The sequence below is a fragment of the Rhodococcus sp. NPDC057135 genome, assembly GCF_042670865.1.
In the GTDB taxonomy this organism is placed as follows: Bacteria; Actinomycetota; Actinomycetes; order Mycobacteriales; family Mycobacteriaceae; genus Rhodococcus_F.
Genome location: NZ_JBHUUU010000002.1, coordinates 222,765 through 233,749, shown reverse-complemented (window position 1 = coordinate 233,749; position 10,985 = coordinate 222,765). Strand labels below are relative to the sequence as shown.

The following is a 10,985-nucleotide window of genomic DNA, read 5'->3' as shown; positions in this document are numbered from 1 at the left end:
CGCTACTCCTCGCTACTCCGCAGCCGCACATTCCCGTCGTGTGCGGTGATGCGGCCACGTAACAGTGTGGTCGTGACCCGAGCGGGCAATGTCATCGACTCGTACGGAGTGTTATGCGCGACACTCGCCAGGTCGGGGCCGTGGACCGTCCACTCGGCCGAAGGATCGACCAATGTCAGGTTGGCGGGCTCCCCCACCTCGATCGGGCGGCCCTGATCGTCGAGGCCCACAATTGCCGCGGGGCGCTCACTCATGACCCGGGCAACCCCGCGCCAGTCCAGCAGGCCAGGCTGGACCATCGTCTGCACGATGATCGAGAGCGCTGTCTCGAGGCCGAGCATCCCGGGGCGAGCAGCTGCGAATTCGCAGCACTTGTCCTGCTCGGCGTGCGGAGCATGGTCGGTCGCGACGCAGTCGATGATGCCCTCGGCCAGTCCCTTGCGCAGGGCAGCAACATCGCTGGCCTCACGCAAAGGAGGGTTGACCTTGTTGATCGCGTCGTACGTCTCGAGACGTGAATCGTCGAGGAGCAGGTGATGCGGCGTGACCTCGGCGGTGATCGAAATCCCTTGGCTGCGAGCCCACTTCACGAGTTCGACGGTTCCGGCGGTGGATGCGTGGCAGATGTGAACGCGGGCACCGGCGTCACGCGCGAGCAGTGCGTCGCGTGCGACGATCGATTCTTCGGCTGCTCGCGGCCACCCGGCCAGGCCGAGGCGTGCAGCGGTGGGACCCTCGTGCGCAACCGCACCGACCGTCAGGCGCGGCTCTTCGGCGTGCTGCGCGATCAGAACGCCCAGTGAGCTGGAGTATTCGAGCGCGCGACGCATGATCAGTGGGTCGTAGACGCAGTGACCGTCGTCGGAGAACATCTTGACCTTGCCGACGCCGGCCGCCATGGTCGCCATCTCGGCGAGTTGCTTGCCTTCGAGGCCCGCTGTGACTGCGCCGACGGGGTGGACGTCGACGAGGCCGACTTCCTGCCCACGTCGCCACACATGATCGGTAATGACCACCGAATCGGCGACAGGGCTCGTGTTGGCCATCGCGAAGACCGCGGTGTATCCACCCAGAGCGGCTGCCGAGCTGCCGGTTTCGATGGTCTCGGTATCCTCGCGACCGGGCTCACGCAGATGTGTGTGCAGGTCCACGAAGCCGGGAAGCAGGATCTGCCCGCCGGCGTCGATCACCTCGGACGCCGTGGCCGGATCGAGGTTCACGCCGATCTCGAGGATGGTGCCCTCGCCGACGAGTACGTCGGTGGGCTCCCCTTCTCCGTAGATCAGGACTCCGCGGAGCAGGACACTCACGGGTGATTCTCCATTCTCGTTTCTCGTCACAGTGCACCGTCCTCTGAACCGACCAGAAGCCGGAACAAGACAGCCATGCGCATGTGCACACCGTTGGTAACCTGTTGCAGTACAGCAGTTTTCGAGGAATCGGCGACGGCGGATGCGATCTCCATGCCGCGCAGCATCGGTCCGGGGTGCAAGACCACCGCATGATCGGCCAGCATCGCAAGTCGCTTCTCGGACAGGCCGTAGTTGATCGAGTACTCGCGCTGCGACGGGAAGAAGCCGCCGTTCATGCGCTCGGCCTGAACACGGAGCATCAGCACCGCGTCGAGGCCGGGCAGTTCGGCGTCGAGTGAATGCGAGACCGTGACCGGCCACGTGTGCGCACCGACCGGGAGCAGTGTCGGCGGGGCAACAAGAACAACCTCGGCGCCGAGCATCGAGAGCAGCAGCGCATTGGAGCGCGCGACGCGGCTGTGCAGAATGTCGCCGACGATGGCGATCCGTTTGCCCTCGATGTCGCCGAGACGCTGGCGGAGGGTCAGAGCGTCGAGAAGCGCCTGGGTGGGATGCTCATGGGTGCCGTCACCTGCGTTGATGACTGCCGGGCCACCGTCGTCGGCCGCTCCGGTCCACTTGGCGATCTGATGGGCGGCGCCCGACGCCGGGTGGCGCACGATGAGTGCGTCGGCACCAGCCGCGCGCAAGGTCATTGCCGTATCGCGCAGGGATTCACCCTTGGACACCGAGGAACTGGACGCGCTGACGTTGATGACGTCGGCACTCATCCACTTGCCCGCCACCTCGAAAGACACCCGGGTGCGCGTCGAGTTCTCGAAGAACACCGTCATGACCGTGCGTCCGCGCAGCGTCGGGAGTTTGCGTACCTCGCGTCCCAGAAGCGCCTGCTCGAACCGTTCTGCCTCGTCGAGAAGTTCTACCGCGGACTCACGATTGAGGTCCGCGATGGAAAGAAGGTGCTTCACGCGCTCTTACCTCCGGAGATGACTACCGCTTCCCTGCCGTCGTGCTCCTGGAGGAGAACCTTGACGTCCTCGGACCTCGCAGTCGGGACGTTCTTGCCGACGTAGTCGGCGCGCAGCGGCAGTTCACGGTGACCGCGATCGACCAACACCGCGAGTTGCACCGCACGGGGACGGCCGAGATCGCGCAGCGCATCGAGAGCGGAACGCACGGTGCGACCGGAGAAGAGGACGTCGTCCACGAGAACGACCAGCGCATTGTCGACGCCGCCTTCAGGGACGGACGTCCGCTCGAGCGGGCGGTGCGGTTTGTTCCGGAGATCATCACGGTAGAGCGTGATGTCGAGAGATCCGATGGGAAGACGCACACCGGAGAATTCTTCGATCTTGGCCCGCAGTCGCGTGGCGAGGGTGGTGCCGCGCGTCGGGATACCGATCAGGACTACACGCGGGGCTGTTCCCTCTGGTCCGTCGAGTGCGGTTTTCTCGATGATCTCGTGAGCGATCCGCGCGATGGTCCGGCCCACATCCTGGGCGGACAACAATTCGCGGGTCTCGCTACTTGCTTCGGCACCGGGTGCCTTCGCGTTATCTGGACCTGCAAGATCGGATGGGCGAGACCCTTCGGGCACGCTCATGCAGCGACCTCCTTCTCCGCCTCACTGGACGGATCGTTAAAGGATGTCTGACGGTCCCCACCCTATCAGCCGACAGACCTGATCCCGCCGTGCGAGCAGTCACTCGAACCGGTTGTGTGCAGACACACAACTCGCACGGCGGGTGGTGGAACAAAACTTGCTACTCGGTACCCGAATCCGATTCCTGCGCGCGCTGAGATGTCGCAGCTGCAGCCGATCGGACCTGCGGCGCAACGAGAACGACCTGCCCGAGGATTCCGTTGACGAATCCCGGAGAGTCGTCCGTCGAAAGCTGCTTCGCGAGTTCGACAGCCTCGTCCACGGCGACAACCGGCGGAACGTCCGTCGCGTGGAAGAGCTCCCACACGGCGATACGCAGAATCGCTCGGTCCACGGCGGGCAGACGCTCGAGCGTCCAATCCTGCAGATGCGACGAGATGACCTGATCGATGCGATCCAGGTTCTCCGCAACTCCGGAGACCAACGTGACGGTGTAGGCCGCGACGGGCGCTACCGCATCGTCCTTGACGGCCAGGTCTGAACGCTCCGATGCGAGTGCGACCGGATCGAGGTCACGTGCTTCGGCTTCGAAGAGGAAGTCGACGGCACGCTTGCGCGCCTTGTGGCGTGCACCGAGTTTCTTATGTGTGCCGGACACTCAGGAATTCACACGCCCGAGGTAGTTGCCGTCACGCGAATCGACCTTGAGCTTGTCACCGGTGTTGATGAAGAGCGGGACGTTGATCTCGGCACCGGTCTCGAGGGTGGCAGGCTTGGTGCCGCCGGTGGAGCGGTCGCCCTGCAGGCCGGGATCGGTGTGCTTGACGACGAGCTCGACGGTGACCGGAAGCTCGACGAAGAGGGGAACGTCTTCGTGGGTAGCGACCTGGACTGCCATGTTCTCGAGCAGGAAACGCGACTGGTCGCCTACGGTGGCTTCGCTGATCGACACCTGGTCGTAGGTGTCGCCGTCCATGAAGATGTAGTCGCTGCCGTCGTGGTACAGGTAGGTCATGTCACGACGGTCGACCGTGGCGGTCTCGACCTTCACACCGGCGTTGAACGTCTTGTCCACTACCTTGCCCGAGAGCACGTTCTTGAGCTTGGTGCGCACGAAGGCAGGGCCCTTGCCGGGCTTGACGTGCTGGAACTCGATGATCGTCCACAGCTGGCCTTCGATCTGCAGAACCAGACCATTCTTGAAATCACTGGTGGAAGCCACTTGCTTCGCGTCTCCTAGGGGTCGGGAAACCGTCTCAGACGACGGTAAGGTCTTTTGCGGTCAGTGTGAGCAGCTCTGGCCCCTGCTCACGAACAACGAGCGTGTCCTCGATCCGTACACCTCCGCGCCCGGAGAAGTACACGCCCGGCTCGACGGTCACCGCCGCGCCGGAAAGAAGTGTACCGGTGCCGAGCTTGCCGATCCCCGGTGCTTCGTGGATTTCGAGGCCCACGCCGTGGCCGAGGCCGTGCAGGAACAACTCGCCGTAGCCTGCATCGTCGATCACCGCACGGGCAGCGGCATCGACTGCCGCACATTCGACACCCGGAGCGAGGGCGTCGCAACCGGCAGCTTGCGAACGCGCGACGAGCTCGTAAATCTCCCGTTGCCAATCGGAAACGGACTCGAGCACGTAGGTCCGGGTCATGTCCGAGTGATACCCGCCGACCTGAGCTCCGAAGTCGAGTTTGACGAAGTCTCCCGACGCAAGAATCGCGCCGGTCGGCCGGTGATGGGGAATTGCCGAGTTGGCACCGGCCGCCACGATCGTCTCGAAGGAAATACCGTCTGCGCCGTTGTCGAGCATCAGGTTTTCCAGCTCGCGGCCGACCTCTCGTTCCGTTCGGCCAGGTCGCAGGCCACCGCGAGCGATCAACTGCGCCAACGCGACATCGGCTGCGGTGCACGCGGCGCGCAACAACTCCACCTCGTGCTCGTCCTTGACCATGCGCAATTGTTCGACAAGTCCGCTCACCGGTTCGAACCTGATCTTCGGCGCTGCCTCGGTCCATGCCCGATGTTCGGCGAATGTCGCCACATGAGACTCGAACGCGAGAACGGGCACCGTGGACGTCTCGATCAAGTGCGCAGCACTCGAACGGGCGATTTCGGCACGAAGGTCCGGCACCTGCTCCGCCACCTGCGTCACGTAACGACCGTCGGTGCAGATCACCGTCGCGCGTTCGTCGGACGCTGAATCGGACGCACTGACGACGAGCGCCGCATTCGAACCGGTGAATCCGGTGAGGTATCTGATGTTGAGGAGATCTGTGACGAGAATCGCGTCGAGTTCGCGCTCCGCGAGGAGGCGTCTGAGGGATTCACGGCGTGTTCTGAAGTCGACCGGCATCCCTCGAACCTACCGCCCGCGCAGACCTGCCGATCAACTCGAAACTCACGGTTACAGCAATAAGTGTGGGTTAGGCCACAAGGTGTAATGGGTTCTAGTTAGGCTGTACCCATGAACGCGTGGTTGGTACGTGGCCTCGGCATGGCCCTGATACATGTTGTGTTTCGTGCGTTGCTCGGTGCAGCAATCGCACAGTGGCCACTTCAGGGGTCCACCCTGCGCTGGCTCTCCCTGTTGATCGTCATCGTCTTCGCCGCGATCTGGGGTGGTATCGACGGCATTCGTGACCGCCGAGACTTCCCCGAACCCGAAGACGGCGCCGACCTGACCATGCTGTGGCTCAAGGCTGCACTCGTCGGCGGATTCGTCGCCGGCGCTGCCAGCTGGGCACTCAGCCTGGTCCCCTCCCTCGAGCTGACCCAGCAGGGCTTGTTCTTCGAGGTGACCTCTGGTGCGGCGTTCACGATCCTTCTCATCTTCGTCCCCGCCATGGTCGCCATCACCGTCGGACGCTTCTTCGTCAGCCGTGAACAGCGCAAGAACGGAACAGCTCCGCAGACCCCGACCCACGAGCGTCATCGCGAACCAGTGCCTGTCAGCGAGGGCTACGACTCCCCCACCGAGCAGCACGCATACAGCGGAGCCGCCATGTCCGTCGAGGAATCCGACGCCGATACCGCGGTCTTCCCGGCGATCGATCTGGGCAAGCGCGAGCAGTAACGCCACCGTCTACACAACCGAATGCGGCCCCGAGGAAATTTTCCTCGGGGCCGCATTCGTGTGGCTGTACTTTCGACTTCGCTTCGGTCAGCCCCGCTCGGCGAGGAACCTGATCGCCAGCGGATACGCGGCGACGCCGAGTCCGACGATCACACCGGTCGCGATCGGGCTCAGGTAGGAATGGTGCCGAAACTCTTCTCGCGCATGAACGTTCGAAATGTGTACCTCGACCAGTCCGGCGGTCAGTTCGGCACACGCATCGCGCAGGACCACCGACGTGTGGGTCAAGCCACCGGCGTTGAGAATCACCGGTTCCCCCGCGTCGGCTGCGTCGTGGATCCAGCCGAGCAGATCACCTTCGTGATCGCTCTGACGAACGGTCACCTCGACGCCGAGATCCTTGCCCGCCGCGACACACAATTCGATCAGATCGTCGTGTGTGGTCGCCCCGTAGACCTCGGGCTGACGCTTACCCAGACGCCCCAGATTGGGTCCGTTGACGACGTTGATCCTCACAACAGAACCGTTCCGCCGGCCGGCCTCGGATCGCGGGCAATCGCGGAGTACGCCGCGATCAACAAGCTCGGATCCGGCCCTTCGAGGCGGCCCGGCTTGGCCAGTCCGTCGAGGACCACGAAACGAAGCAGCCCGGCACGGTTCTTCTTGTCGGTCTGCATTCCCTTGAGCAGGTCACCGAACGCGTCACCGTCGTACGACGTCGGCAGGCCGACGAGGTCGAGGATCGACTTGTGACGATCCGCGGTGGCGTCGTCGAGTCGACCGGCGAGCCGTCCGAGTTCGGCTGCGAAGACCAGGCCGACGGAGACAGCGGCTCCGTGGCGCCACTTGTACCGCTCACGACGTTCGATCGCGTGGCCGAGCGTGTGGCCGTAGTTCAGGATTTCGCGCAGATCCGACTCGCGCAGATCCGCGGCCACGACCTTGGCCTTGACCTCGACGGAACGCCGAATCAGCTCGGGCAGAACAGTTCCCGACGGATCGAGAGCCGCCTTGGGATCGGCTTCGATCAGGTCCAAGATCACCGGGTCGGCAATGAATCCGGTCTTGATGACCTCGGCCATGCCGGCAACGATCTCGTTGTGCGGCACCGTCTCGAGCGTCGCGAGATCGATGAACACCGCTCCGGGTTCGTGGAACGAACCGACGAGGTTCTTGCCCGCTTCGGTGTTGATACCGGTCTTGCCGCCCACCGCTGCGTCGACCATCGCGAGCAACGTGGTCGGCACGTGAACAACCTTGACGCCGCGCATCCAGGTGGCTGCCACGAAGCCGGTGAGGTCGGTCGCCGCTCCCCCACCCAAGCTCATGATCGCATCGCTGCGAGTCAGACCGATCCGGCCGAGTACGTCCCAACAGAAGCCTGCGACGGCGAGATCCTTACCGTCTTCGGCGTCGGGAATTTCGATACGGTGAGCGTCGATTCCCTTCTCCGCCAACGCAGCCCGTACTGCCTCCGCAGTCTCTGCGAGCGGCGGCTGATGGAAGATCGCGACAGTGCGCGCGCCGTCGAACTCGGCGACAAGATCGCCGAGCAGGCCGCGGCCGATCACGACCGGGTAGGGACTTGCGGTCTTCACCTCTACACGTACGGGTTCGGTCACTGCTCCACTACTCCGCTCCGGTTGTTCATTTGTCTTGAAGTTTCGACACCAATTGCCCGACGACACGCGCCGGACTGCGGCCGTCGGTCCGAATCCGAATCGTGGCCGAACGCCGGTACAGCGGACGACGGCGCCTCATCAGCTCCTGGTACTTGACCTTGGGATCTCCGCCGGCCAGCAGCGGACGATGATTGTTCGCCCCCGTGCGGCGAAGCCCTTCGGCGACACTGATCTCCAGGTAGATGACCGTGTGTCCCTGAAGCAACTCGCGGGTGCGATCGGAGAGGATCGCACCACCGCCGAGCGAGACGATTCCGTCGGTGGCCTGCAACGCGTCGCGGACCACCGCTTCCTCGATCTCACGAAACCGAGGCTCTCCGTCGTGGGTGAAGATCTCCGGGATGGTCCTACCCGTGGTCCGTTCGATCTCGGCGTCTGTATCGACCAATTCGAGTTCGAGGGCCTGCGCAAGGCGTCGACCGATGGTCGATTTGCCGGCGCCGGGCGGACCGATGAGTACAGCCTTCGGCTTCATCGATACGTGAGTCCTATCGAGGCGGTCGGGCTGCGATGCCCTCGGCGTAACGACGGTAGTTGGCAGTGGTTTCAGCAATGGAATCACCACCGAACTTTTCGAGTGCGGCCTGAGCGACGACAAGTGCAACCATCGACTCGGCGACGACGCCGGCGGCCGGAACCGCGCACACGTCGCTGCGCTGGTGGATGGCCACGGCCTCTTCGCCGCTCTCCATGTCGACCGTCGCCAGAGCGCGCGGAACCGTCGAGATCGGCTTCATCGCGGCGCGAACTCGAAGAGCCTCGCCATTGGTCATGCCACCTTCGATACCGCCTGCGCGGTTGGTGGAGCGCACGATGCCGTCCGGGCCCGGACGGATTTCGTCGTGAGCCTCGCTGCCACGACGACGCGCGGTTTCGAAACCGTCACCGACCTCGACACCCTTGATGGCCTGAATTCCCATGAGGGCAGCGGCAAGTCGCGAATCAAGACGCTCGGCGCCACTGACGAAAGTGCCGAGTCCGACCGGCAGGCCGTGGATGACGACCTCGACGACGCCGCCGAGGGTGTCGCCGTCCTTCTTGGCCGATTCGATTTCGGCGATCATCGACTCTTCGGCGGCCTTGTCGAATGCGCGGACCGGGCTCGCGTCGATCGCGTCCAGATCCTTGCCCTCCGGCACGGGACCGACGTAAGGCTCGGAAGCACCGATGGAAATGACGTGTGAGACGACCTCGGCACCGAATACCTGACGCAGGAACGACCGTGCGACGGTTCCGGCGGCTACCCGAGCTGCGGTCTCGCGAGCGCTGGCGCGCTCGAGGACGGGACGCGCGTCGTTGAAGCCGTACTTGAGCATGCCGCTGTAATCGGCGTGACCGGGACGCGGGCGCGTCAGCGGGGCATTGCGAGCCTGATCGGCAAGCAGGTCCGGGTCGACCGGGTCGGCAGACATGATGGTTTCCCACTTGGGCCACTCGGTGTTGCCGATTTCGATGGCCACGGGGCCACCGAGCGTAAATCCGTGGCGGACACCGCCGATGATGGTGACCTTGTCGGCCTCGAACTTCATCCGCGCGCCACGGCCGTAACCGAGTCGACGACGGGCAAGTTCGGACGAGATGGCCTCAGAGGTCACTTCGACCCCCGCGACCATGCCCTCGAGCATCGCGACGAGGGCGGGACCATGGGATTCTCCGGCAGTTATCCAACGCAGCACGCCGACCATCTTTCCACGTCGCAGACCTCAGTTGTCACAGTGGCCCTCCAGGTGAACACAGATGGCCCACACGCACGATGCGTGTGGGCCATCTCAGCAGTACCTGTGGGTCTAGAGAAGGCGGAATCCTCCACCGTTGGCGTTGATGTCAGCCAAACCGATGTTGATGTCCGCCGAGTTGTCGGGAGCATGGAAAGGCGGCGGGAGCGGCTCGAAGCAGTACGGCGCAAAACCGTTGCTGATCAAGCCCACCAGGCGATCGCCGACGACGAGTGGTCCACCGGAGTCACCGGGAATCGAGCACGTGTGCTCGACGATCTCTCCGTAGACGGAGTCGTAGCCCCAGGTGATGCCGCACGTGTTGCCGGTCGAACGGCCTTCCTTGCACACGATCGTGCCCGGTGCAGGCGGGGCGCCGATACCGTTGATCGTCGTGCCGCCGACGGTACGCAGCGGAGCGACCTTTGCGTCGTCGAGATCGATTACGGCGATGTCCGAGACCGGACTCGAGTAGGTGAATCGGCCGATAGGACCAGCTTCGGGCAGGTATTCGGCGAACACCCGGTCCCCGACAACTCCGCAGTGTCCGGCGGTGAGTGCCACGAGCGAACCGGCGTTGTCATAGCCGACCGCGGTCAACGTGCACGCCGCAACTCGGTCGGGATCGGAGTGATCCACGTCCGGCAGCAGGATTCCTGAGCCCCCGCCCAATGCCACCGAAGATGGTGCAGGCGCGGCGCCGGCGACGCCTGCCCCTGCAGCCACAGCCGCCAAACAGGCTGCCGCAGCGACGAAAAGCCTTGTGCGCATAGGTTCCCCCGATAATCGAGTGCGAAACGAGATTCGTTTTGTCCCATTTCCGAAACCACAGTGAACGACAGTGTGGGGACATTCGGCAAGTCCGACGCGCCGCATACTGGGACTGCGCGCTTACGATGCCCGAACAAATGAAACCGACGGTTACGTCTTTCCTGCAGATCACGATCCGTCGTTGAATCCTCAATGACGGAGCTTTCTTCGTGAACGTTGCGCTCGTCACGTCCACCAGGCAAACGCAATCGAACCGCATGCTGCCAGGCACATCGAGGGTCCGTGCGCGATGGGCGAATTGCGGGCTACCGGGCCGGAATTTCGACGTTCGAGTCTTCGACGAAGTTCGAGCACGATACCCAGGGCTGCGGTCAGTACCGACGCGGAGGCCAACGACCACAGCCAGGCGTCCGCTCCCACCAATCCGGTCAGTGCACCCAGCGGAAGAGAGAGCTTCACATCGCCGAGACCCATGGAACGAGGCGACATCACGTGCGCCAGGAGGTGGATTCCGGCGAGCAGTACCGATCCCATCGCGGCTGCCCACACCGTTCCCGACACCGTCGCGTAGACCATCACGACTGCGTGACCCGGCAAGGTGAAACTGTTAGGCAGCCGGCGCACAGCCAGGTCGACAGTCGAGATCGCAACGCACCACCACACCACGGCGAGACCTGAAATTAGCTGCACCACTGAAGTATTCAGCGCACCGACGACAACCCAACCTGTGGCGACGGCGCACTGCGGCGCACACCAGCCAGTCGTGACTGGTCGATAACCGTGTCGCCGCAACCAACTGTCGGCGATCGCCCGAGCGCAGGCACCTGCGA

13 protein-coding genes are annotated in these 10,985 nt (G+C 63.9%); 1 reads left to right on the top strand and 12 read right to left on the bottom strand.

The features are described 5' to 3' along the window. Nucleotides 1-2 precede the first annotated feature (2 nt). The 6 genes from ACFT1A_RS04120 to ACFT1A_RS04095 all read right to left on the bottom strand — a co-directional run bounded on the left by ACFT1A_RS04120 (nucleotide 3) and on the right by ACFT1A_RS04095 (nucleotide 5,267). Nucleotides 3-1,310: a dihydroorotase gene (locus tag ACFT1A_RS04120; protein ID WP_378445941.1), complete on the bottom strand. Its 1,308-nt coding sequence runs from the start codon at nucleotides 1,308-1,310 to the stop codon at nucleotides 3-5. A 26-nt stretch (nucleotides 1,311-1,336) separates the two neighbouring features. Further along, the gene (locus ACFT1A_RS04115) at nucleotides 1,337-2,281 is read right to left on the bottom strand and encodes an aspartate carbamoyltransferase catalytic subunit (RefSeq protein WP_230815538.1); all 945 of its coding nucleotides are present in this window, start codon (nucleotides 2,279-2,281) and stop codon (nucleotides 1,337-1,339) included. Beyond that, nucleotides 2,278-2,916, bottom strand: a complete 639-nt coding sequence (gene pyrR, locus ACFT1A_RS04110) for a bifunctional pyr operon transcriptional regulator/uracil phosphoribosyltransferase PyrR (protein ID WP_378445940.1) — start codon at nucleotides 2,914-2,916, stop codon at nucleotides 2,278-2,280. Before pyrR ends, ACFT1A_RS04115 begins: the two co-directional genes overlap by 4 nt. Nucleotides 2,917-3,076: 160 nt before the next feature. Beyond that, a complete protein-coding gene (gene nusB, locus ACFT1A_RS04105; RefSeq protein ID WP_214886555.1) occupies nucleotides 3,077-3,574 on the bottom strand; it encodes a transcription antitermination factor NusB in 498 nt (165 codons plus the stop codon). Beyond that, nucleotides 3,575-4,138: an elongation factor P gene (gene efp / locus ACFT1A_RS04100; protein ID WP_230815536.1), complete on the bottom strand. Its 564-nt coding sequence runs from the start codon at nucleotides 4,136-4,138 to the stop codon at nucleotides 3,575-3,577. 34 nt (nucleotides 4,139-4,172) lie between these two features. Further along, nucleotides 4,173-5,267, bottom strand: a complete 1,095-nt coding sequence (locus ACFT1A_RS04095) for a M24 family metallopeptidase (protein WP_378445939.1) — start codon at nucleotides 5,265-5,267, stop codon at nucleotides 4,173-4,175. Nucleotides 5,268-5,378: 111 nt separating this feature from the next. Between ACFT1A_RS04095 and ACFT1A_RS04090 the strand changes: the two genes are divergently transcribed. Then, nucleotides 5,379-5,987, top strand: coding sequence for a B-4DMT family transporter (locus tag ACFT1A_RS04090; RefSeq protein ID WP_230815534.1), 609 nt, complete (start codon nucleotides 5,379-5,381; stop codon nucleotides 5,985-5,987). A gap of 87 nt (nucleotides 5,988-6,074) precedes the next feature. On the opposite strand, the gene aroQ is transcribed toward ACFT1A_RS04090, so the two are convergent. The 6 genes from aroQ to ACFT1A_RS04060 form a co-directional block, all read right to left on the bottom strand. After that, the gene (gene aroQ, locus ACFT1A_RS04085; protein ID WP_378445938.1) at nucleotides 6,075-6,503 is read right to left on the bottom strand and encodes a type II 3-dehydroquinate dehydratase; all 429 of its coding nucleotides are present in this window, start codon (nucleotides 6,501-6,503) and stop codon (nucleotides 6,075-6,077) included. Further along, a complete protein-coding gene (gene aroB, locus ACFT1A_RS04080; protein ID WP_378445937.1) occupies nucleotides 6,500-7,609 on the bottom strand; it encodes a 3-dehydroquinate synthase in 1,110 nt (369 codons plus the stop codon). The genes aroQ and aroB overlap by 4 nt, the downstream gene beginning before the upstream one ends. 25 nt (nucleotides 7,610-7,634) lie before the next feature. After that, on the bottom strand, nucleotides 7,635-8,144 hold the full coding sequence (locus tag ACFT1A_RS04075; RefSeq protein WP_230815531.1) for a shikimate kinase: 510 nt from the start codon (nucleotides 8,142-8,144) through the stop codon (nucleotides 7,635-7,637). 13 nt (nucleotides 8,145-8,157) lie between these two features. Next, nucleotides 8,158-9,345, bottom strand: coding sequence for a chorismate synthase (aroC, locus tag ACFT1A_RS04070; protein WP_003944974.1), 1,188 nt, complete (start codon nucleotides 9,343-9,345; stop codon nucleotides 8,158-8,160). Nucleotides 9,346-9,456: 111 nt separating this feature from the next. Beyond that, a complete protein-coding gene (locus ACFT1A_RS04065) occupies nucleotides 9,457-10,155 on the bottom strand; it encodes a S1 family peptidase (protein ID WP_378445936.1) in 699 nt (232 codons plus the stop codon). Between the two features lie 225 nt (nucleotides 10,156-10,380). Next, nucleotides 10,381-10,845, bottom strand: a complete 465-nt coding sequence (locus tag ACFT1A_RS04060) for a prepilin peptidase (protein WP_378445935.1) — start codon at nucleotides 10,843-10,845, stop codon at nucleotides 10,381-10,383. Nucleotides 10,846-10,985: the final 140 nt, after the last annotated feature.